This window comes from candidate division WOR-3 bacterium, assembly GCA_011052815.1.
Classification (GTDB): Bacteria; Hydrothermota; Tepidihabitantia; order SM23-42; family SM23-42; genus DRIG01.
Genome location: DRIG01000061.1, coordinates 14,618 through 36,095, shown reverse-complemented (window position 1 = coordinate 36,095; position 21,478 = coordinate 14,618). Strand labels below are relative to the sequence as shown.

At 44.7% G+C, this 21,478-nt stretch carries 23 protein-coding genes and 1 tRNA gene; 15 read left to right on the top strand and 9 right to left on the bottom strand.

The annotated features are described in order from the left end of the window. Positions 1-46 precede the first annotated feature (46 nt). The gene (locus ENI34_05655) at positions 47-1,483 is read left to right on the top strand and encodes a hypothetical protein (protein ID HEC78613.1); all 1,437 of its coding nucleotides are present in this window, start codon (positions 47-49) and stop codon (positions 1,481-1,483) included. Between the two features lie 91 nt (positions 1,484-1,574). On the opposite strand, the gene selD is transcribed toward ENI34_05655, so the two are convergent. Together selD and ENI34_05645 are read right to left on the bottom strand one after the other, a co-directional pair. Further along, positions 1,575-2,552 (bottom strand): selenide, water dikinase SelD, encoded by a 978-nt coding sequence (selD, locus tag ENI34_05650; GenBank protein HEC78612.1) that lies wholly within the window; start codon positions 2,550-2,552, stop codon positions 1,575-1,577. Positions 2,553-2,561: 9 nt separating this feature from the next. Beyond that, complete coding sequence (locus tag ENI34_05645; GenBank protein ID HEC78611.1) at positions 2,562-2,888, bottom strand: ferredoxin:thioredoxin reductase; 327 nt, start codon at positions 2,886-2,888, stop codon at positions 2,562-2,564. Positions 2,889-3,040: 152 nt separating this feature from the next. Between ENI34_05645 and ENI34_05640 the strand changes: the two genes are divergently transcribed. From ENI34_05640 to fba, 10 genes are all read left to right on the top strand, one after another. Further along, on the top strand, positions 3,041-3,457 hold the full coding sequence (locus tag ENI34_05640) for an archease (GenBank protein HEC78610.1): 417 nt from the start codon (positions 3,041-3,043) through the stop codon (positions 3,455-3,457). 19 nt (positions 3,458-3,476) lie between these two features. Next, positions 3,477-4,751 carry an MFS transporter gene (locus ENI34_05635; GenBank protein HEC78609.1) on the top strand — a complete coding sequence of 425 codons (1,275 nt, stop codon included), beginning with the start codon at positions 3,477-3,479 and terminating at the stop codon, positions 4,749-4,751. 166 nt (positions 4,752-4,917) lie between these two features. Continuing rightward, a complete protein-coding gene (locus ENI34_05630; GenBank protein HEC78608.1) occupies positions 4,918-5,238 on the top strand; it encodes a hypothetical protein in 321 nt (106 codons plus the stop codon). Beyond that, positions 5,220-7,307: a hypothetical protein gene (locus ENI34_05625; GenBank protein HEC78607.1), complete on the top strand. Its 2,088-nt coding sequence runs from the start codon at positions 5,220-5,222 to the stop codon at positions 7,305-7,307. Before ENI34_05630 ends, ENI34_05625 begins: the two co-directional genes overlap by 19 nt. Before the next feature lie 78 nt (positions 7,308-7,385). Further along, entirely contained in the window at positions 7,386-7,865 is a 480-nt protein-coding gene (locus ENI34_05620; protein ID HEC78606.1) for a V-type ATP synthase subunit K, read from the top strand. Position 7,866: 1 nt separating this feature from the next. Continuing rightward, positions 7,867-8,430: a hypothetical protein gene (locus ENI34_05615; GenBank protein ID HEC78605.1), complete on the top strand. Its 564-nt coding sequence runs from the start codon at positions 7,867-7,869 to the stop codon at positions 8,428-8,430. Between the two features lie 13 nt (positions 8,431-8,443). After that, on the top strand, positions 8,444-10,480 hold the full coding sequence (fusA, locus tag ENI34_05610) for an elongation factor G (GenBank protein HEC78604.1): 2,037 nt from the start codon (positions 8,444-8,446) through the stop codon (positions 10,478-10,480). After that, complete coding sequence (gene lgt, locus ENI34_05605; protein ID HEC78603.1) at positions 10,477-11,232, top strand: prolipoprotein diacylglyceryl transferase; 756 nt, start codon at positions 10,477-10,479, stop codon at positions 11,230-11,232. Before fusA ends, lgt begins: the two co-directional genes overlap by 4 nt. Further along, the gene (locus tag ENI34_05600; protein HEC78602.1) at positions 11,229-11,933 is read left to right on the top strand and encodes a ComF family protein; all 705 of its coding nucleotides are present in this window, start codon (positions 11,229-11,231) and stop codon (positions 11,931-11,933) included. The genes lgt and ENI34_05600 overlap by 4 nt, the downstream gene beginning before the upstream one ends. A 506-nt stretch (positions 11,934-12,439) precedes the next feature. Then, entirely contained in the window at positions 12,440-13,360 is a 921-nt protein-coding gene (gene fba / locus ENI34_05595) for a class II fructose-1,6-bisphosphate aldolase (GenBank protein ID HEC78601.1), read from the top strand. 16 nt (positions 13,361-13,376) lie between these two features. Here fba and ENI34_05590 read toward each other — a convergent pair whose 3' ends face one another. Further along, a complete protein-coding gene (locus ENI34_05590) occupies positions 13,377-13,898 on the bottom strand; it encodes a hypothetical protein (GenBank protein HEC78600.1) in 522 nt (173 codons plus the stop codon). Positions 13,899-14,070: 172 nt separating this feature from the next. Between ENI34_05590 and ENI34_05585 the strand changes: the two genes are divergently transcribed. The 4 genes from ENI34_05585 to ENI34_05570 are packed head-to-tail and all read left to right on the top strand — an operon-like array spanning position 14,071 to position 17,806. Next, entirely contained in the window at positions 14,071-15,069 is a 999-nt protein-coding gene (locus tag ENI34_05585) for an FAD:protein FMN transferase (GenBank protein ID HEC78599.1), read from the top strand. Further along, complete coding sequence (gene amrS, locus ENI34_05580; GenBank protein HEC78598.1) at positions 15,066-16,052, top strand: AmmeMemoRadiSam system radical SAM enzyme; 987 nt, start codon at positions 15,066-15,068, stop codon at positions 16,050-16,052. The genes ENI34_05585 and amrS overlap by 4 nt, the downstream gene beginning before the upstream one ends. A 29-nt stretch (positions 16,053-16,081) precedes the next feature. Then, positions 16,082-16,342: a DUF4321 domain-containing protein gene (locus tag ENI34_05575; protein HEC78597.1), complete on the top strand. Its 261-nt coding sequence runs from the start codon at positions 16,082-16,084 to the stop codon at positions 16,340-16,342. A 54-nt stretch (positions 16,343-16,396) separates the two neighbouring features. Next, complete coding sequence (locus tag ENI34_05570) at positions 16,397-17,806, top strand: aldehyde dehydrogenase family protein (protein ID HEC78596.1); 1,410 nt, start codon at positions 16,397-16,399, stop codon at positions 17,804-17,806. On the opposite strand, the gene ENI34_05565 is transcribed toward ENI34_05570, so the two are convergent. The 6 genes from ENI34_05565 to ENI34_05540 all read right to left on the bottom strand — a co-directional run bounded on the left by ENI34_05565 (position 17,803) and on the right by ENI34_05540 (position 21,478). Continuing rightward, positions 17,803-18,030, bottom strand: coding sequence for a hypothetical protein (locus ENI34_05565; GenBank protein HEC78595.1), 228 nt, complete (start codon positions 18,028-18,030; stop codon positions 17,803-17,805). The two genes, ENI34_05570 and ENI34_05565, sit on opposite strands and share 4 nt — an antisense overlap. 65 nt (positions 18,031-18,095) lie before the next feature. After that, the gene (ychF, locus tag ENI34_05560; GenBank protein ID HEC78594.1) at positions 18,096-19,100 is read right to left on the bottom strand and encodes a redox-regulated ATPase YchF; all 1,005 of its coding nucleotides are present in this window, start codon (positions 19,098-19,100) and stop codon (positions 18,096-18,098) included. 55 nt (positions 19,101-19,155) lie between these two features. Continuing rightward, a complete protein-coding gene (locus ENI34_05555) occupies positions 19,156-19,731 on the bottom strand; it encodes an aminoacyl-tRNA hydrolase (protein ID HEC78593.1) in 576 nt (191 codons plus the stop codon). Beyond that, on the bottom strand, positions 19,731-20,417 hold the full coding sequence (locus ENI34_05550) for a 50S ribosomal protein L25 (GenBank protein HEC78592.1): 687 nt from the start codon (positions 20,415-20,417) through the stop codon (positions 19,731-19,733). The genes ENI34_05555 and ENI34_05550 overlap by 1 nt, the downstream gene beginning before the upstream one ends. Further along, a complete protein-coding gene (locus ENI34_05545) occupies positions 20,414-21,364 on the bottom strand; it encodes a ribose-phosphate pyrophosphokinase (protein HEC78591.1) in 951 nt (316 codons plus the stop codon). Before ENI34_05545 ends, ENI34_05550 begins: the two co-directional genes overlap by 4 nt. A 40-nt stretch (positions 21,365-21,404) precedes the next feature. Further along, positions 21,405-21,478, bottom strand: a tRNA-Gln gene (locus tag ENI34_05540).

The window sequence follows — 21,478 nt, the reverse complement described above, 5'->3', positions numbered from 1 at the left end:
GAATATAATCTATTTGTCACTGTATTTGTAAATAAAGGAGGAAATAATGGTCAAACGTCTGATTACTTTTATGGTACTCCTCCTCTGTTTCGGGCTGTCGCAGATTGAGGACGTACCAAAGGCAAAACAACGTGCCGCACCGGCGTCAGAAGAAAAGATGACGGCTCAGGATGAACTGCTTATTCCCAGGTTGAGGTCGGAGACAGAACTAATTGCTGAAGAAGTCTCTTTCCCTTCAGGCAGAAAAGGCTGGAAGGTTTTGATTCCCGGCAGCCGCCCCCTTGCTACTGTAGCATATGAAGACGGTTTGATCTTTGTCGGCGGCGGATACGGCAGCTATGAATTCTATGCACTCAAGGCAAAGACCGGTGAACTCGCCTGGATGTTCAAGACCGGCGATGACGGACCGACCGCCGCGGTCGTAAAAAACGGCTATGTGGTTTTTAATACGGAATCCTGTATCATCTATGTTCTTAAGGCAAAGACCGGTGAAAAGGTGTGGGAAAAATGGCTGGGCGACCCATTGATGAGTCAACCTGCCGTGGATGATAAAAATGTATACATGGCATATCCCGGTAACGACGGCTTCCACCATCTCGCCTGTATGAAGTTGAAGACCGGCAAAGAAGTCTGGAATGTCAAAATCGCCGGCGATTTGATATCCGCACCCGTGATTTACAAAAACTCTGTTTATCTGACCTGTTTCGACGGCACCGTGTATAGATACAACACAATCAACGGCAAGCTTGTGTGGTCTCAGAAAAAGAACGCCACCTGTGCCCCCACGATCCACAACGACCGAATCTTTATCAGCCTCCGTCAGGAAGTGGAAAGCGGCAGGGATTCAATCAAACAGTACGAAGGTATCGCAACCTTGAACAACAAAGATGGCGCGCAGGAACAAAAAGAACCATGGACGCTCAGGGAAGCGCCGTATCTCGTGTATGGACGCACAACGGCGAATACCGCCGTTCAGGAAAATCTTGATGCAAGTGTCGGATTCGGAAGCGCTCCGGCGGCAGCGAAGCTTGATCAGGCGAAGACGAATGTGGGGCAATATTCTGTCGTGGGCTGCTGGGCATATCAGGGCTCGCGGCCGGTCGTACGCGGAGGCTGCTCTTATAATGCCATGGGAAACGAAATCCAGGCCGTGGATATAAAAAGCGGTGAGGTCAAATGGGTGCAGAAGTATGATGATTTAACCACCGAAGGTGTCGGCGGCAGAGTCTTTGCACCGCCTGCTTATGCAAATAAAAAACTCTTTATCGGCTCAGGAAACGGAGAAATCTTCTGTTTGAGGGAAAAAGACGGAAAGCTTCTCTGGAAAGAAAAGCTCGAAGGCGCGGTCAGTTTTCAACCGGCGGTGGCGAAAGGATTCGTCTTTGTCTCCTGTGATAACGGCCTTTTATACGGCATTGAAACCGGAGATAAAGATGACGACGGCTGGTATATGTGGGGAGGAAATTCCGAACACAATAAATAACAAAATTAAACAGCAGAATCTATCGCAAGAAAACGATCTTTCGGCTTTGTCTGACTCCACCTAGTGATCGAATAAACTAACTCTATAAAGATCAAAACCGGTCTTTGACAATCACCTGGCCCGCATTCTCTCCGGTAACCCTTCCAATCACCGGAGCAGGACCCGTATAGTGCTTTCTGAAAACCTCTAAATTCTTCTCAGGAAGAGCGATCGCCAGACCACCTGAGGTCTCGGAACTGAATATTATCTTACCAATGGACTCATCAACCGCGGTTCTGTCCACGCGACTATCGAATGAGGTCAGGTTCATGGTGATCCCGGGATCTTCCACGCCTTTACCGAGAATTTCCAGTGCGCCTTTGTGGATAGGAAACCGGGAGGCATCCAGTTCAATGCCGACCCTGCTTGCTTCAGCCATCTCAACCAGATGTCCGATAAGTCCGAATCCCGTGATATCGGTCGCCGCATTGACCCCGGCTTTTCTCATTGCAAGGGAAGCATCACGGTTCAGGGCCGTCATTGCATTAACCACCGGTGTGAAGTCGATTCCTTCGGCTTCACCGACCAGAACGGCCTGGATAAGAAGCCCGCTGCCGATCGGTTTTGTCAAAACAATAACATCACCGGGCTTTGCTCCGGCATTCGTGATGATCTTATCCGGATGAATATAGCCGATAACCGAAAGGCCGTATTTTATCTCTTTGGTGACAAAGGTATGTCCGCCGAGAATGGTCACACCCGCCTCCTGAGCCTTTTCATGACCGCCTCTTAGAATTTCACCCAGGGTCTCCGGATCTCCGTTGTCGGGAAAACCTATTATATTAAGAGCGAGTTTCGGGTCGCCTCCCATTGCATAGATATCAGAAATAGAATTGGCGGCGACGATCTTGCCGTACAGATAAGGAGACCTGACCACCGGAGTAAGAATGTCAACCGTATATACAACAGCCGAGTTTGCACTGATTTTATAAACACCCGCGTCATCAGCAGTATTTACGCCCACGAGGAGGTTTTTATCCTTTGGCCGCGGTAGGATTGCAAGCGCCTGCGCCAACTGCGCAGCTGACATCTTGGACGCTCAGCCAGGACAGGTAATGGTCTTGAGAATATCCATCTGTTTCTTCTCAAAACCTTTACGATAAAACAGCCGGCAGTGACAAAAACCTTCTTCCGCAACCTCCTTATCAAGGGTCGGACAGGGACAGACGACATCAACCTCTGGGTCCACGGGATGGTGCTGTTTACAGGGACAAAAATATTTTCCATACTCTTCAAAGTTATTCGTCATCAACCTGATTACCTGTTTCACCCAGTCCTCATTGGAGTTGAAGACATAACCCTTTTTCTCGGCGATCTTCTTTAAACGGGTAAGGTTTTTTTCATAGAGATTTTCTTTTCTATCCATAATCAAGGTATTATATTATAAATCAAGCACTCTGTCAACAATAACAATCTTTTATTCTCCGTTTCATCCAATATCGAGAATCAAGTACCCAGTGTAATAATTCAACAATTGTGTTTATTGACATTCTACTCTATTTTGAATACACTGTGGAAATGGCGAGGAAAAAATTCGAATATCTCAATCACACGGCCGACCTCGGCATCAGGGTTTTCGGCTCAACCGTAGAAGAACTGTTTATCAACACTGCTCAGGCAATCTTTGAAATCCAGATATCCGGAAAACTGGCGATAAAGAAAGAAATCGAAATAGTAGTTGAAGCCGAAAATCTTGAAGAACTGCTTATCGACTGGTGTCGGGAATTGCTCTATAACTTTTCGGTTCACAGATTTATCCCGATGAATTACGATATTTCACTCCAGCAGTTAAAACTTTCCGCACGGATAAACGGCGACCTCTTTGATTTGAAAAGGCATAAAATAAAAACCGATATCAAAAATGTCACCTACCATAATCTGACAGTAAAAAAGCAGAAAAACGGTTATGAAGCCACGATTGTCTTTGATGTATAAAATTTTTCAATGAAAGAAAGTGGAAGCAAAGAATAAAAGAAAAACCTTTCCCGGCATAGCATCCTTTCAAATTCTGGCGATGTTCAGACGGGGCCTTTTTTACAGCTATCTCTCTGTGTATCTCAGATTTTTTCTCGGCCTGAGTGTAACCGAAACCACGTTCTTTGCAACCTTTCCGATGATTCTAAATATTGTCTTTCAGACGTTTATCTGGGGCGTGCTCTCTGACCGCTATCAGAAGCGAAGAACGCTCATTATCGTCGGTGAAATCTTAGCGGCGTTATTTACGGTACTGGTCTGGTTCCTGCATACCCTTCCCACGAGTAAATATGTAGCCGGCTACATCATCATTCTCGGGTTGTCCTTTATTGAAATCTTCTGGTCCATGTCAAATATCGGCTGGAGTGCAATCATCTCTGATCTCTATCCAGAACAGGAACGAACCAGTATTCTGGGGAAGCTCTCAAGTATCGGAGCACTCGGAAGAATTCTGGGAGTATGGATCGGCGGGCTCGCCTATGACGGGCTGTCACGATACTATGAAGGATGGGGTTTTGACAAAGGACTTCTCTTCTTCATCGCATCGGGAATAATGCTCCTCTCGACCATACCGATGTTCTTTGTTCCTGAAGGAGGGATTGCTGAAAAAGAGAAAAAAGAAGGAACGCAACAGGGAATCAAACTCTTTGTCTACTCAAAACCATTTCTTATCTTTCTCCTGGCGATGATCTTCATCAACTTCGGAAGAAATTCAATAGCTATCATCAAGGCACAATATCTTGTCCTTGACCAGGGATTTAATGTCTCGAGCAATCTCCTGGGTTATATCGTCAATATGCAATCAGCAGCACTTTTCATTATGGGCATCCTGGTGTCAAAACTCGCCCGCCGCTTCAGTGACGCCGCTCTTCTTTTATCAGGAACGATCATCGCGATATTGAATCTGCTGGGTTTTATGCTCGGACAGACCCTCCAGATAATATTCTTCAGCAATTTCCTCGCCGGCGTCTCAGAAGTAATAATTCTGGCGGCTTCATATTCTTATGCTTCAAAATTGATACCACCTGAGCACCGCGGTAAACAATTTGCCCTCTTCAATGCCACCTTCTTCCTCAGCTGGGGAGTCGCCGGCACCCTTATTGCCGGTCCTTTAGTTGATCTTTTAATAAAATCAGGTTCAACTCAGGTATTTGCATATCGCATGGCTTTTTTATCTTCAACAATACTGGTTGCGATCGGTATATTCATTCTCCTCTTTGCCTTCCGTATTAAAAAACAGTATAAAAACGCTTAACTTTCCGCATAAAAAATTACCATCACCAGCAAATGTATTTGTGATTCTCTTTTCCTTCTTGGCTAATGCTGAATGTTGAGATTTGATCCCATTAGTTACTCAAATATTTACCTGCCAACAGCCGTTTTCTCTTGACTTTCTTTGGATTCTGGCTAAAATAACTGTTATGAAATTAATTGAAGAAATAAAGAAAGCCGAAGAAAAAGCCGAAAAATTAAAGAAAGATGCCGAAATTAAAGGACAAAAATTAGTGGAGCAGGAACTGACGCATGCCGAAGAATCATTGAATGCGCTGGACGCCGAGAGAGAAAAACTGATAGACAAAAAATTGTCTGAAGCCGAAGAAGTAATTAAAGAAGAGATCAAAAAACTGGAGAAAGCCCACGATAAAGAGATAAAAAAATTACAGGGTGCGTATAAGCAGAACAAAGAAAAGGCACTGAAAAGTGTCCAGGAAATAATTCTTAAATGGCCATCATCCCGGTAGAAAAGATTCATATAGTCATCCATAAAAGCATCAAGGAAAAATTCCTTAAGGAGTTGCAGAAAGAGGGCCTGGTACACATTACCGAGCTGGAAGAGTCCTCAGCAAGAAGCTCTGACCAGTTGATGAAGATCAGCGACGCCCTGAGCCAGCTCGCCGGCTATAAGAAAAGAAGCATTCTGGAAACATTCATTAAAATAAAAAAACCGATTCGCTTTGAAGAGTTTGAAAAGTCTGTCCGCTCTTATGACTATGCAAAAACAGTGGCTGAGCTCGAAAGGGTAAAAACAGAAAAAGAAAAAAGTGAAGTCCGCCTTCACGCACTCGAAGAAAAGCGCGCTCTTCTCACACCGTGGGCGCCGATGAAATACGACCTCGGGTTGTTGCGCTCTTTTAAACAGACCGAGGCGGTACCCTGCATCATCCCTTCAAAGGAAATTCTGGAAAAGCTTCTGGAAAAAGTCGAGGCGATCCCTTATTCCTTTGAAGTGGTCAATACAACAGGTCCGACTTTATATTACATATTTTTTATAAAGAAAGAACAGAGCCATCAATTCCGTGCCCTGTTAATTGAAAACGAGTGTGAAATAGTCGATTTCAAGGAGTTTACAGGAAAGCCCGAAGATATCCTTGCGTCAATAAGGAAAGAGATGAAAGAACTCAAGAACCGCCTTGAAGTACTGCAAAAGAGAGAAGCTGAACTGTCCAGGGAAATTTCCATCCTGGAGCTGACCTATGATCTGTTTGTAAACGAACAGAAGAAAGAAGAAATCGCAGAGTCCCTGCCTGAAACTGCAGCCACGGTTAACATTATAGGATGGATAAAAAAACGGGATATAAAACGCCTCGACGCATTGATAGAAAAAGCAGAACTTGCTGTTTATGAAAAGGTAAAACCAGAGCCCGACGAAAAACCTCCGGTTGCGCTTCAGAATCCGAAGTGGAGTCAACCCTACGAAATACTGATAAAACTATACAGTATGCCTGAACCACACGAGTTCGACCCCACTCCGTTTCTGGCATTCTTCTTCCCTGTCTTTTTCGCTTTATGTATAACCGATGCCGTATACGGCATAGTGTTAATCCTTTTCTCAATGTATCTTCTGAAAAAAGTCGCCGGCGACCGCAGTCTCATCTGGATTATACTGGTCGGCGGCATTCTCACGATCTTCGCCGGTGCAATGGTCGGCGGCTGGGTGGGCGACCTTTTTGAATACATCGGTATAACCCCGTTGATTCGATTCCGTCAGGCACTGATGCTCTTTGATCCATTAAAGGATCCGATGATCTTCATCGGCATCGCACTGGGACTGGGATTCATCCATATGATGCTCGGTATCGGCATTGAAGTATATGATTCAATGAAGAACCGTGAGTATGGTCAGGCGGTCTTTGCAAATCTGACATGGTTTATTTTCCTGCCGTCGATATTACTCTACTTCACACTATTCAATTCTTCCATCCTGGCTAAAATGATTCTCGAAATAATTCTGTGGCTCTGCGTGGTCGGGATCATCATCGGCTCACATCCTGAAGGAGACCCGCCGGTACTGGATCAACTCATCTGGGCGCCGATAATCTTCCTGGTCTGGGTGTTGTTAACAAGCACAATGGGTAAAGTGGTCGGGTTCAAGTACCAGATTCAGATACCTTCGTACATCTATGCCCTGATAATTCCTTTATTGATTGTGGAAATAATCCGTTTTAAAGAAGCAAAAAAAGTACTCGGAAAAATTGCCTGGGGATTGTATAATCTTTATGGAATTTCCAGTTACTTGGGGGTTATACTTTCCTATGTACGCCTTATGGCGCTGGGCATGGTCACCGGTGTCATCGCGATAGCGATAAACAAAATCGCCTGGATGATTACTGGTATTCCGATTGTGGGTTTTATCCTGGTCGTCTTGATTCTTATCCCCAGTCATCTCTTTAATATCGTGATCAACGCACTGGGTGGATTTATCCATACAATGCGTCTCCAATATATCGAGTTCTTCGGAAGATTTTACAATGGAGGCAGTAAACCTTTCAAACCGTTTGGTTTTGAGACCAATTATGTTGAATTTGAGTAAAGATATATTTATGCCGGCAGTTTGCGGCGGAGAAGCATCTGTCTGCTGTAATGCAGCAGAAGATAAAAAGGAGGTAAAATGACAGAATCTTTTGGCTTGGCAATAGCAATTGCAGGTGGTGCACTTGCTGCAATTCTTGGAGGAATTGGTTCAGCAATTGGAATCGGTTACGCAGCTCAAGCAGCCAATGGTGTTTTGAGTGAAGACCCTGAAAAATTCGGTAGCCTGTTGATCCTTGTCGCATTACCCGGTACTCAAGGTGTTTATGGTTTTATCGGAGCCTTTATGGTTCTGCAGAAAATCGGTATCTTCGGCGGAGAAATCGTCGCTCTAAGTCTGCAACAGGGACTCCAGATCTTCTTTGCTGCCATGCCCGTTGCGATCGCCTGCATCGCCTCAGCAATCTGGCAGGGTAAGGTCTGCACTGCAGGAGTGGAGATGGTTGCAAAAAGACCGACAGAAGCGGCGAAGGCGATGATTTATGGAATTCTGGTTGAGTTCTATGCGGTGCTGGGATTAATCGTCACGATTCTCGCCGTGGTTCAAATGAAGATCTAAAATGGCTACGCAAACCGTTACTGAAAAGATTATCAGCGATGCGAAAAAAGAAACTGAGAATATTCTGAAGAAATACAAAGAAGAGGCTGCCAAGATCAAAAAGGCTTCAGAGGAAAAGCTTGCGGCAAAGAGAAAAGAGATCGAGCAGGAAGCAGATGCCCGGAAAAAAGCCGAAATATTGAGGGCCGTTTCACAGAAAAGATTAGAATTGAATAAAGTCCTCGTTTTTGAAAAGAGAAAATTAATCCAGGAGGTTATTTCCGAAGCCCTTAAGAAATTAACGACGCACAAGAAATATCTTGATTTTCTCAAAGAGCTTATAGAAAACAGCGGAGAAAAAGACGGAGAGTTGATACTTAATAAAAAAGACCTGGAGAAGCACGGTGCGACATTAAAAAAATTTCTACAGAAAAAAGGATTGAAGTATAAAATCAACACAAACGACAAAATAATCGGCGGGGTTATGGTAAAACGGGAAAAGACCATTCATCATGGAACACTTGAATTAATCAGTGAATTATTAAAGGATGAGCTCACTATAGCTGTCTCAAAAAAATTATTCTGAAGGAGGAGTCAAAATGGCGGTAAAAAGTGTTAGAAATATAGGTTTTTTCGGACATGCAGGCTGCGGCAAGACGACGATCGCTGACGCATTTCTGTTCTGCACAGGAGCGAATAACAGATTCGGCAAAGTCGCCGAGAAAACATCGGTATTCGATTACGACCCGGAAGAGATCGAACGCGTATGCAGTCTGAATCTCGGTCTGGCGACCTTTGAATACAAAGACATTCTCATCAATATCGTGGATACCCCTGGTTATTCTGACTTTATCGGAGAAGCGGTCAGTGGAATTGAAGCCATCGACAATGCCGTCATGGTTATCGACGCAGCCAGCGGCATTGAAGTCGGCACGGAACGTCTTCTGCAAAAGATCGAGGAAAAAAATCTTCCCCTGATATTTTTCATCAACAAATTAAAAAAAGAGAATGCGGACTTTTATAAAGTGTTCTCTGAGCTTAAGACCATAACCAAACGAAGTATCGTTCCACTTACAATCCCGGTCGGAGAAGCCCAGGGATTCAAGGCGGTCATCGACGTGCTGAAGAAAAAGGCTTTTGGCGCTCAGGGAAAAGAAGAAGCGATGCCCGCAGAAATGGAGAAAAAAGTATCAGAATATGCCGAAAAGATGACTGAAGCGGCGGCGGATTTTGATGAAACCTTGATGAACAAATATGTGGAAGGACAGGAAATCGAGTTCAAAGAATGTCTTGATGCGGTAAAACAGGGAATTGTTCAGGGGAAGATCGCCCTATGTTTTGCCGGCGACGCCCTGGAACTGATTGGTATCCACAACCTCATCGAGGCGGTGACGACCTTTATGCCGGCTCCCACAGACCTGCCAGAACTTGATGTGGACGGAACAAAAATAAAAAGGAGTGAAGATTCGCCGTTTCTCGGCTATGTCTTCAAAACCACCGTGGAGCCGCATCTCGGTGAAATGTGCTTAATCAAGGTGCTGAGCGGCAAACTCAAGAGCGGCGACGTCGTCAAGAATACCACAAAATCGAGCGATGAAAAAATCAACCAAATCTTTCTTATCAAAGGAAAAGAAAGAAAAGAGACCAATCAGCTCAGCTGCGGGATGATCGGCGGTCTGGTGAAATTAAAAGACAGCCATACAAGTGACACCCTTGCTTCAAGTAAACTTAATGTCGTACTGCCGAAAATAGAATTCCCTCTGCCTTCGATCTCAATGGCGATCGTACCCAAGGCGAAAGGTGATGAGGAAAAAATTTCGAACGGCTTAACCCGCCTCCACGACGAAGACCCAACCTTCTCTTTTGCCTTTGATCCGGAAATAAAACAGCTGATAATCTCTGGAATCGGTGAACTGCATCTCGACATCATCCTCTCCCGCCTCAAGAGAAAATACGGGGTGAGCGTCGATTTGACCAAACCGAAAATTAAGTACCGTGAAACATTTACGAAAAAATCAGAGGCACAGGGTAAATACAAAAAACAGACCGGGGGCCATGGACAATACGGTGACTGTTGGTTGAGGATTGAACCTTTAGAACGGGGTGCCGGTTTTGAATTTGTCAACGCGATTGTCGGCGGTAAAATCCCCTCCCGCTACATCCCTTCGGTTGAAAAGGGTGTGAAAGAAGCACTTCAGCAGGGGTTTCTCGCCGGGTATCCGATAACCGACGTCAAAGTCACCGTGTATGAGGGTTCATACCATCCGGTTGATTCATCGGACATCGCCTTTAAAATAGCCGCCTCTATGGCGATCAAGGCGAATGCCGAAAAAGGCGGTGTGGTCCTGCTCGAACCGATCAGTGAAGTCGAGATTTATGTCCCGGAGACCTATATGGGTGACGTAATGGGCGACCTGAACAGCCGCCGCGGCAAGATAATGGGAATGGAGGGAGAGGGTAAAATCCAGAAGATTAAAGCCCTTGTTCCTGAAGCCGAGATGTATAAATATTCGACGAGCCTGCGTTCCCTCACCCAGGGCAGGGGATATTTTAATATGAAATTCCATCACTATGAAGAGGTGCCCAAGGAGATAACAAAACGCATAATAGAAGAGGCTAAAAAAGAGGAACAATGAGACCAATCCTGATTCAGATTGGTGAATTCGGCATCCCCTCTTATGGAGTGATGCTGGTGATTTCTTTTCTCTTTGCCATATTTTTCGTCAAAAAAGCCGCAAAGAAATTCAATATCCCCTTGGTGGTGATCGAAAATCTTGCTTTCTATGTCATGCTCGGGGTCATTGTCGGCGGAAGAGTTCTTTATGTGATTTTCCATTGGGCTCAATACGAACATAACGTTCTGGAAATCTTCGCCCTCTGGAGGGGCGGAATGATGTTCTTCGGCGGTTTTCTCGGCGGCCTGACGGCAGGGATCATCTATTTAAAGAAAGAAAAAATATCCGTCTTGCTCGTCGGAGACATCATCGCTCCGGCGATCGCACTTGGTGAATTCTTCACCCGCATCGGCTGTTTTCTGAACGGCTGCTGTTACGGCATTCCCTCCCATCTACCGTGGGCAGTGGAATTTCCGGGCAACTGTGCGGCAGGCAGTCAGTTCCCCGGGACAACGATTCATCCCACTCAATTATATTCATCACTCTTCGGTCTGGCGCTCTTCTTCTTTCTCTGGAGAAAACTTTATAAAAAGCACGTCCTCGGTGAAATTTTTTCTTTCTATCTGATATTCGCCGGCGGCTTCCGCTTCGGCATAGACTTTATCCGGTACTACGAAAACAACGCAAATCTCTGGATTAATCAAATAATTTCCCTGGCGACGATAATCCTGGGATTTGTGATTTTGGTGAAATCGTATAAGAAAAAAAGTTGAGGCTTCTCAAGGAAATTACAGCGGCGTTCCGGGATTTCCTCTTTCCGCATTCCTGCCTTGTGTGCGACAAAGAAACAACCGACGGTTTTCTTTGCAACAACTGCTATGAATATCTTCCGCTGGTGAACTCACCCGTTTGTCGTTTCTGCGGAAGGCCTGTAAAAAAAACCAGAACCTGCTTTTTCTGCAAAGAAGAAAAATACGTGTCCCACGGTCGTGCCTGGATGCTCTTCATCCCGCCGGTCGACAACGTCATTCACCACTTCAAGTACCGTAAAAAAACAGACCTCGCAACGATGTTGGGCAGAGGAATGGCGAACATCATACTCGCCGACCATCAACTGAAGAAAGCGGAAAAGATTATCCCAGTACCGTTGTTCTGGACAAAATTCCTGAAGCGCGGCTATAATCAAGCCGCGCTCCTGGCGAAAACAATCAGCCGTGAATGTGATATGGAATACGCCGACATTCTGAAACGTATCAAAGATACAAAGACCCAGACCCGGTTGAGTACGGAAGCCCGCAGAAAAAATGTTTACGGAGCATTTATGCTGAAGTCCGGCGAAGTAGAAGGAAAGAACGTGCTCCTCATTGATGATGTGATGACCACTGGAGCGACGATAAACGAATGCGCCCGCGTCCTGAAACAAGCAGGGGCGAAAGAAGTCTATTCCTGCGTCGCCGCAATCACCCCGGAATAAGAACAGTAAAAACAACGCATCTTAACATGTCCTTAACATGTCTTCGTATCAACGTGATATTAACACGGCGTCTTAATATGTCTTCCTGTCCGCCCCTTTATCGTTTTCACGTTTTGTCAATTGACAAAATAAGAAAATGATAACATCTGAATCCGCCTTCTTCCCCTGTCATTCTGAGTCCGCCGAAGGCGGACGAAGAATCTTTATCAATCATTGGAGATACAGAGAAATGGGGAAAAGGAGATTCTTCAGTCGTCTGCCCAGGGCAGACTCCTTCAGAATGACAAAAGGCGAAGGGAAACGGGTAAAATGACAAATATCACTCAATCAGTTCTGCTGATACTATGAGAAAAGGGAGAGGAGTCAAGTCGGGTTAGTCTTGATTTATGGATAATTGTCAATATAATAATATAAATAACTATATAAATAATATTATAATAATTATGAATATGAAATGGAAAATCAGGTGCAGATTATACAGCAGAAGATATCAAAAGGAGTAGAAAATGCTGGTTGGTCTGAATGAAATCTTACCCCGGGCGCGTAAAAAGAAATATGGTGTGGGTGCCTTCAATACCACGAACCTTGAAATAACCCAGGCAATACTTACGGCAGCCCAGGCCCAGAACTCACCCGTCATTATCGCGACAAGCGAAAAGGCGATAAAATACGCTGGAATGGAAAATATTTCCCTGATGATACGGACAATGGCGGAAAAGATTAAAATCCCGGTCGTTCTCCATCTCGACCACGGCAAAACTTTTGAGCTTATTAAAGAGTGTATTAAGTTCGGCTACACCTCGGTGATGATCGACGCCTCTGACTTACCTTTTAAAGAGAATCTACAACTCACCCGACGAGTCGTCCGCTATGCGCATAAAAGAAACGTAACCGTGGAAGCAGAACTCGGAATGCTCGCCGGAATCGAGGACGACATCAATATCAAAAGAGAACAGGCTGTTTACACTTCTCCGCAGGAAGCAAAACTCTTTGCAGAAGAATCTGAATGCGACGCCCTGGCGGTTGCGATCGGAACATCTCACGGCGCATACAAGTTCAAAGGGAAACCCAAACTACGTATTGATATCCTGAAAAAGATCGCCCGGCAGGTGAAAATTCCCCTTGTGCTGCACGGTGCTTCAGCGGTAAAAGCCCGCTGGATTAATCGGGTAAACAGATTCGGCGGTGCACTTAAAAGAACCAGGGGCGTGCCGGATGATTTAATAAAACAGGCGATCAAAAACGGGATATCAAAGATCAACACCGATACCGACCTGCGGATTGCCTTTACCGCCGGAGTCAGGGAATTTCTGAAAAACAATCCCGATGTCTTCGACCCCAGAAAAATCATCGGCAGAGGACGGGAGGCAGTGATTCGGGTCGTTACAGAACGGATAATTCTCTTCGGCTCCAAAAATAAAGGGTGATATTAAAACTTTCTCCTCAAATTACTTCATTCCTTAATGATTTAGGTAAAAGATTTTTTAAGTGGGGGTATTTTTCAATTAAACGGTAAATGTCCGCCAGATCCTTTTGACGTTTACTCTTTCGTCTTTGCTCGTCTAAGTACGCCCACACTTTGCCCTGGAGAACATCTTCAACGCTCGCCACCTTCATTTTATATCCCAGAACCTCTTTGACAGAAGCACGGGAAAGAAAAGACTGATAACGCGGATCTGTCTGCAACTGGATACGCAGCTCAGATTCCGGGCTGGTAAGGTTAATGCTGTGAGAAAATCTCTCAATCCGGAAAATATTTTTCACTGATTCAAGCAACCGTTCCATTTCTTTTGCCGCAATAACCAAATCGAGGTCCAGGCTGACCACAGGTTCCACATAAGCATTGACTGCCAGTCCACCGATTACACAGTAGTCAATTTTGAGATCTTCCAGTGAGGTAATCAACTCCTTCAAAATATCTTTTTTGTTCTTAGTTATGGAGTTCATAAATTCTTTTTTAGTCATAAACCACTCCTGGTGATTGTCAATCACTCCCGTTATTTTAGTCTACACAAAAACTACACAAAATCAAGTGCTGTATAGAAATCCGGGTTCTCCAAAATGGCGGGGGAAGAGAGGTTGTTAAAATCAAGACAGAAAGCGGCAGGAGTCAGGTGTTAAACAGATTGACAAAAAGGTGATTTTGGAATACAATCTCTTCATTATTATCAAGATGAAGATAAAACTCTTTTCCCGGCACATAATGGTTTTCATCTGCTTAATCCTCTGCTGTTTAAGCTGCGCAAAGAAGGAATTCAGTTATTCAAAATTTCTCGTCGGCGGTCTCTGTGAAGTGAAATTCTACCACCATAATGAAAAAGAAGCAAAGCGGATTATTTCAGAAATCGATACGGAACTTATCAGAATAGATTCGTTGTTGAACCGCTTCTCGGAAAAAAGTTTAATCACCAGGTTGAATAAAGAGCGGAAAATCCAGGCGCCCGAAGACATTGTCCGACTTTTTTTGTTGAGCGATTCGATTGCACGATTAACCGATGGAACATTCGATATTTCAATCGCGCCTCTGCTTGAACTGTGGGGTTTTTATGAAAATAACTTCAAGATTCCGGATACCGCGGAGATCGAACGGGTAAAAAAACTCGTCGACTATTCGCGGATTCAGATAAGGGGTGACTCGATAATCCTTCCGCAGTGGCTGAAGGTCGATCTCAGCGGCATTGCCCAGGGGTATGCGGCAGATCGGGTTGCTGACATAATAAAAGGGCACGGTATAAATTCAGCACTCATAAACATCGGCGGAGAAATGGTCTTGCTCGGCAGATCGTCAAAGAACAGACCCTGGCGGATCGGAATCCGTAATCCCCGGGGCAAAGGGATAATCGAAGTGATTGAAATAACCAACGGAGCACTCTCCACTTCCGGAGACTATGAAAAATTCTTTATGGTGGAAGGCATCCGTTATCCCCATATCATCGACCCCAGAACAGGTTTTCCGGCAATGCACTTTGTCTCGGTCACGATCCTGGCAAAAAGTGCCGCCTTTGCCGATGCAATCGCAACGGCGGTGGCTGTTATGGGCCCGGAAAAAGGAATGAATTTTCTTGATTCTTTGAAAATTCGGGGTATAATGTACTATGAAGAAAACGGCGAACTCCAGAGGGTGGAAACAGAATGAAGATTGAGGCTCTTTATTACGAAAAGCAGAACAGTACAATCCTCTGTCAGCTCTGTCCCCATTATTGCAAAATAATGCCGGGCAAGACCGGTTTGTGTCGAAGTCGGAAAAACGAAGACGGAAAATTGTGGGCGACAAATTACGGAGACACCACGTCCATCGCCCTGGATCCCATTGAGAAGAAACCCCTCTATCACTTTTACCCCGGGAATAAAATTCTGTCCATTGCACCCAACAGCTGTAATATGCGCTGCCCTTTCTGTCAAAATTGGGAAATTTCTCAGGAAACGGTTCCGACAAAATTTATCTCACCGGAAACCCTGGTGGGGATATACAAAGAACATTCCTCTTTCGGTATCGCCTATACTTATACAGAACCGTTGATGTGGTTTGAATATCTTCTGGATGCAGGAGAATTGATTCACAAAGAAGGGGGTAAAAACGTGCTCGTGACCAACGGAATGATAAATGAAGAGCCGTTGTTAAAGCTTCTACCCTTGATCGACGCGATGAACATTGATTTAAAAACAATAGACCAGGAAGTCTATAAAAAAGTATTGCACGGCGATCTGAACGCCGTAAAGAGAACTATAGAAATAGTTCATTCTTCTTCCTGTCATCTTGAAATCACCAATCTGCTTGTGACCGGATTGAACGATAAAAAAAGAGATATCGATAAGCTCATCGATTACGTCGCTTCAATCGACACAAACATCCCCATCCACTTTTCCCGCTACTATCCCAATTATAATTATGACAAACCTCCGACACCGGTGAAAAAACTGGAGTACGCCTATACAAAAGCACGGGAAAGAATGAATTACGTCTATCTCGGGAATGTTCCTTCTGAGGACGGCTCAAACACCTATTGTCCAAAGTGTAATTCACTGCTGATTGAAAGGATGTTTTTTCAGGCGATGATTGTCGGTTTAAAAGGAAACAGATGTAAAAAATGCGGTGAAAAGATAAATATTGTCATATAAAAAAGTTTATCCACCGCAAGGGAGGTGATATGGCAAGACGAAAATTGGCGAATATAACCCTGGGAATCGTAATCGGAGGGATCATCGGCTCGGCATTGTCTTATCTCCTGGCTATGGCTTTTCCTAAAGGTCCGGTGAAAAACTTTTTTTTCAGTGCACTGAAAGTGGGTTTTGACACGGTGCGTGTCAACCTGGGGTTTTTCGCTTTTTCCATCGGGTTGAGTCTCAATATCACGTTGTTAACCGTGATTTTTATTTTTCTGGCGATCTATCTGCTCCATAAGCTTTAAACAAAAACGCCTTTTTTCTACTTTACATATAAATCTATTTGCATATAATTATTCATGTTTTTATCAGGAAAAAGAATAGAAAAGAACAAAGTCTTCACGGTCAAGTCTCCTTACAATAATGAAATAATAGAAACACTGGCACAGAGTGAAGAAGATGATGTGACAAAAGCCGTAGAACTCGCTCATAAGGGGTTTGAGCTGTTACGGAAGATGCCCGCCGGAGAGAGGGCACGGATTCTTGAGCGCACCGCAAAAATCATTAAAGAAAAGAAAGAAGCGTTTGCAAAAACGATTTCTCTTGAATCGGGAAAAACAATCAATGAAGCACGCGGAGAAGTAAAACGGGCGATTAACACTATGAAACTCTCTTCTCAAGCGGCGATGGCGCTCACCGGTAAAACCGTACGTTTTGACCTCTCTTCAGAATCGTCTAAAATGGGTTTTTACATCCGTGTTCCCCTCGGAATCGTCCTTGCAATCACTCCCTTCAATTTTCCACTCAATCTATCCTGTCATAAGATTGGACCGGCGATCGCCGCCGGCAATGCGGTGATTCATAAACCCGCGACCAAGACACCTGTTTCTGGAATAATGCTTGCTGAAGCATTGATCGAAGCAGGGCTGCCTGAACAGGGGATTTCGGTACTAACCGGATCAGGAGGTACGATCGGAATGTTGCTTGTAAAGCATCCTGACATCCGAAAAATCAGTTTCACCGGCTCTCTGGAAGTGGGTAAACTTATTATGGAAAACTGCGGAATGAAGCGGGTGACAATGGAACTGGGTTCGAATTCGGCGGTCGTGGTCTTCAAAGACGCTCCCCTGGATTATGTAGCGAAAAAAATAAGAAAAGGCGGCTATACCCTCGCCGGTCAGGTCTGTATTTCGGTTCAACGGGTCTATGTCGAGGAAGAAATCAGCGATGAATTTCTAAGAGAACTCTCCATGGAAGTCGGTAAAATAAAATACGGCGACCCGCTGAAGGAAGATACGGAAATGGGACCGATGATCGACCAGGCTGCGCTGGAAAAGGCTGAGAAATTCTGTGAAGATGCGAAAAAGCACAAAGGGCTTATCATCCTGGGAGGAAAAAGAGAAAACACCTTTTTCCTTCCCACGATAATCTTCAACTCAACAGAAGACGCCCTTGTTGTGCAGGAAGAGGCTTTTGCTCCTATGGTGGTTGTCAATAAATTTACAACCCTTGAACAAGTTATAGAAAAGGTCAATAACACCAAATACGGACTTCAGGCGGGGATTTTTACAAAAGACATCAGCCGTGCACTGGAATGTGCCGAAAGGATCGATGCCGGCGGCGTGCTTATCAATGAACTGCCGACTTATCGGGTGGATAATATGCCCTATGGCGGAACAAAGGGCAGTGGTATAGGAAGAGAAGGTCCTGAGTTCGCAATAAAAGAGATGACTGAGGAAAAACTTATTATTTTCGACAAAATGCCTTAATCTTTCTTCTGTTTGAGTTTCTCCTCGAGTTCTGACACCATCTGAGCGAGTTTTTCCTTTTCTCCCTCTTTCTCCTTGTGCCAGATTCTGTTGAGCATACCAAGCGCAATGATAAAGAGAATGATGCTCCATATCCAGGGAGCAAAAGTCGCAAAGAGGCCAAATATATAGAGAAGAAAAACGATCAACCCCAGCAGGAAAATAATAAAAGCCCAGATAATCATAAGATATCCTCCTTTTCTATATAAATTATATCAACAATAAAATTTTTGTCAAGCCGAAATTGAGCCTATTTTCTGAATTTTATCAAAATGATATCGCCATCTTTTACTATGTAATCCCTGCCCTGGATCTTCGTCTTACCCTGCTGCTGTGCGGATGTAAAACCCTTTGTTTCGATAAAAGTATCATAATCCAGAACCTCTGCCTTGATAAAACCCTGCTTCATATCGGTATGGATCAAGCCGGCGGCATCAAGGACACTTGTCCCCTCGACTACGGGCCAGGCGCGCGCTTCATCTCCTTTGATTGTGTAAAAAATGATGACGGAGAGTTTTTTCAAACACAAATCCAGCAATCCAGCCAGCCCTGCCGGCTCAACACCTGCATCTTTTCTTAAAGCACGCCTTTCTTCTTCGGAAAACTCCTGGATGTCCTGCTCCAGTTTCACTGACAATCGATATCCCTCCAGACCGTCTTTGAACTTACCGTCTTCGTCCAGGTTTAAAACAACGATCTCTCTTTTTGTCGTAAGAAGGGGTAAATCCTTTATTTCCTCATCAGGAACTTCTCCTTTTTCAAGGGCTTCTTTTATCCGCTTCAAAAGAATTGCTTCTTCTCTACACTCGGCTTTTTTCTTTATCTTATCGAGTCTGCGTTCGGTTATCGCCAGGTCGGACAAGAAAAGTTCTGTCCGCACGATTTCATAATCTCTGTGAGGCAGAATTTTCTGATCAGTATGTGGAATATCCGCATCACCGAAGCAACGCAAAACATGCAGGATTAAATCCACATCACGGATATGAGAAAGGAATTTATTACCCAGTCCTTCTCCCCGGGCAGCGCCTTTTATCAAGCCTGCTATGTCGATAAAATCCAGGTGTCCATAAGTTATCTTCGGCGACTTTGTGATTTCAACGATCTTTTCCAGTCTTCTGTCCGGGAGAGAAACAACTCCCAGATTTCTATCGATGGTGGTAAAGGGGAATTTGGCGACCTGGGCGTTCGCATGGGTGAGAAGATTAAAAAGGCTTGATTTTCCGACGTTGGGCAGTCCGACAATCCCGATCTTCATTAAATCACCCTTAATGTTTGTCTTCCTGTACAGAAATTTTCCTTTGACGGCGGATTCATTCCAAGGACCCTTTTTCTGTCAGATCCACAGAATTTATATAGTTCTGAGCTTTAAGAAAGCCGTCTGTAAATATCATTTTGAGACCCTTAATTCCCTGTTTCATCACCGCCCGTAACAACTTCTTTTCAGAACGGGAAAAAGGACTGAGTACATACGAGGCGACGTCGAAGGTTTCATCGTTATAACCCACGCCGATCCGTAAGCGAGGAAAATCTGAATAACCGAGGATATTGATGATCGAGCGAAGACCCAGGTGCCCACCGTCGCTTCCCTTGGCTCTTAATCTGATTCTACCGAGAGGAAGAGCGATGTCGTCCACCACAACCAAAAAATCTTCGTCTCTTTTCTCCAGAATTGCGGCGACCGCAATACCGGAATCATTCATCCAGCATAGGGGTTTAATGAGTTCTACTTTCTGCCCGTTGACAACAACCTTTGTAAGCCGGTATCCCTGCAGGGTGCGGAATCTCTTTCGGTGCTCTTTTGCAAAAAGATCAAGAAAAAGATAGCCGGCATTGTGTCGGGTCGAGCGGTACCTTAACCCCGGATTGCCGAGCCCGAAGAGAATCATTATTCTTTCTTCTCTTTTTTCTGCTCGGATTCTTCAGTTTTTTCCGCTTCTTTTGCTTCTTCTTTTACCTCTTCTCCTTCTTTTTTCTCTTCTGCCACCTCTTCTTTTTCAGCCGCTGGTTTCGCCTCTGCTGCAACGGCACGCGGTACAAGGATGGAGACAATCGGAGTTTCCGACGACAATTCATATTCAACCCTGGGTAATTCTACGTCAGAAAGATGGATTGTCTGACCGAGTTCCAGATTGGAGACATCGACGTCAATATGCGAAGGCATGTCTGCAGGAAGACATTTGACGACAACCTCATGAAGGTGTTGATCCAGAATCCCTCCCTGTTTTACACCGGGAGCCTCGCCGATAATGTGAATAGGAATCAATGCCTTTATCTTCTCGCTCTTGTGGATGTGTTGAAAATCAATATGGAGCAGCTCGTCTGTGATGGGATTGTGTTGAATCGCCTTGATGACGCAAAGATATTCTTTGTCCTTTATCGACAGATTAACGGTCACAGCCTCTTTTCGTAAGGCATCAAGGACTTTTTTAAACTCGTTCTTTTCAATGTAGATTGTCTGAGTCTTTTCTTTGTGTCCGTAAAGAACAGCCGGAAGTTTTCCGTCTTTTCTCATTCTTTTGACATCACCTTTTTTCTCTGCCGTATAAGGTGTTGCCTGTAAATTAACTATCATTCTTCAACCTCCTTGAATAAAGAGCTTATGGATTCAGCTTGATGAATTCGTTTAATTGCTTCTCCCAGGAGTCCTGCGACAGACAAAACTTTTATCTTCTCTCCTCTTTTTGAGGAAGAAAGAGGAATCGTGTCTGTTACGATCAACTCCTTTATGCAGGATTTTTGCACCCGCTCCGTGGCGTTCCTCGAAAGCAGAGGATGAACCACACATGCAAATATCTCTTTTGCTCCTTTGTCCAGAATCGCCTTCGCTCCATCGACCATGGTTCCACCGGTATCAATCATATCATCATAGATTATCGCTGTTTTGCCCTTGACGTCTCCGATTACGTTCGCAACCAGAGACTGATTCGGCCCGATACGTCGTTTATCAACGATGGCGATTGGCAGGTCTTTACTCAGACGACGGGCAAAAGCCCGAACCCGGTTCACCCGCCCGGCATCAGGAGAAACAATAACAAAATTTTTCAAATCAAATTTTTGATAATACTCTATAAAGACCGGCGCCGCATATAAATGGTCCACCGGAATATCAAAAAAGCCCTGTATCTGCTCGGCGTGCAGGTCCATGGTCAGAATTCGATCGGCTCCGCTGACTGTCAGAAGATTCGCAATCACCTTTGCAGATATCGGCACCCTTGGTTCGTCCTTCCGGTCCTGTCTTGCATAGCCGAAATAGGGAATGACCGCTGTAATTCTGTCCGCTGAAGCCCTCTTTGCGGCGTCAAGAAACAACAATAATTCCAGAAGATTATCAGCAGGAGCATAGGTTGACTGAACAACGAAGACATCCCTGCCTCTAATGTTTTCCTCTATTTTGATTTTCAGCTCACCGTCGGCAAAGCGCCGAACCGTGGATTTACTCACAGGAACATCTATCTGCCTTGAAATATCATCAGTCAATTCCTGGCTCGCGCTTCCCGCAAACAGTTTTATCTCTCTCATTAAGCCCCCTTTGGGCAGATCGTCTTTCTTTTCCGCACACTGGCTGGGGCGGGAGGAATCGAACCCCCACGGCAGGCTCCAAAAGCCTGTGTCCTACCTTTAGACGACGCCCCA

Coding starts and splice junctions, on each gene's coding strand:
- ENI34_05630 (HEC78608.1), top strand. CDS start 4,918: ATGAAATTAATTGAAGAAATAAAGAAAGCCGAAGAAAAAGCCGAAAAA.
- ENI34_05590 (HEC78600.1), bottom strand. CDS start 13,898: ATGACTAAAAAAGAATTTATGAACTCCATAACTAAGAACAAAAAAGAT.
- ENI34_05555 (HEC78593.1), bottom strand. CDS start 19,731: ATGATTCTCTTCGGGCTCGGCAATCCGGGGTTAAGGTACCGCTCGACC.
- selD (HEC78612.1), bottom strand. CDS start 2,552: ATGTCAGCTGCGCAGTTGGCGCAGGCGCTTGCAATCCTACCGCGGCCA.
- ENI34_05640 (HEC78610.1), top strand. CDS start 3,041: ATGGCGAGGAAAAAATTCGAATATCTCAATCACACGGCCGACCTCGGC.
- amrS (HEC78598.1), top strand. CDS start 15,066: ATGAAGATTGAGGCTCTTTATTACGAAAAGCAGAACAGTACAATCCTC.
- ENI34_05655 (HEC78613.1), top strand. CDS start 47: ATGGTCAAACGTCTGATTACTTTTATGGTACTCCTCCTCTGTTTCGGG.
- ENI34_05575 (HEC78597.1), top strand. CDS start 16,082: ATGGCAAGACGAAAATTGGCGAATATAACCCTGGGAATCGTAATCGGA.
- ychF (HEC78594.1), bottom strand. CDS start 19,100: ATGAAGATCGGGATTGTCGGACTGCCCAACGTCGGAAAATCAAGCCTT.
- ENI34_05645 (HEC78611.1), bottom strand. CDS start 2,888: ATGGATAGAAAAGAAAATCTCTATGAAAAAAACCTTACCCGTTTAAAG.
- fba (HEC78601.1), top strand. CDS start 12,440: ATGCTGGTTGGTCTGAATGAAATCTTACCCCGGGCGCGTAAAAAGAAA.
- ENI34_05570 (HEC78596.1), top strand. CDS start 16,397: ATGTTTTTATCAGGAAAAAGAATAGAAAAGAACAAAGTCTTCACGGTC.
- ENI34_05620 (HEC78606.1), top strand. CDS start 7,386: ATGACAGAATCTTTTGGCTTGGCAATAGCAATTGCAGGTGGTGCACTT.
- ENI34_05625 (HEC78607.1), top strand. CDS start 5,220: ATGGCCATCATCCCGGTAGAAAAGATTCATATAGTCATCCATAAAAGC.
- fusA (HEC78604.1), top strand. CDS start 8,444: ATGGCGGTAAAAAGTGTTAGAAATATAGGTTTTTTCGGACATGCAGGC.
- lgt (HEC78603.1), top strand. CDS start 10,477: ATGAGACCAATCCTGATTCAGATTGGTGAATTCGGCATCCCCTCTTAT.
- ENI34_05565 (HEC78595.1), bottom strand. CDS start 18,030: ATGATTATCTGGGCTTTTATTATTTTCCTGCTGGGGTTGATCGTTTTT.
- ENI34_05550 (HEC78592.1), bottom strand. CDS start 20,417: ATGATAGTTAATTTACAGGCAACACCTTATACGGCAGAGAAAAAAGGT.
- ENI34_05615 (HEC78605.1), top strand. CDS start 7,867: ATGGCTACGCAAACCGTTACTGAAAAGATTATCAGCGATGCGAAAAAA.
- ENI34_05545 (HEC78591.1), bottom strand. CDS start 21,364: ATGAGAGAGATAAAACTGTTTGCGGGAAGCGCGAGCCAGGAATTGACT.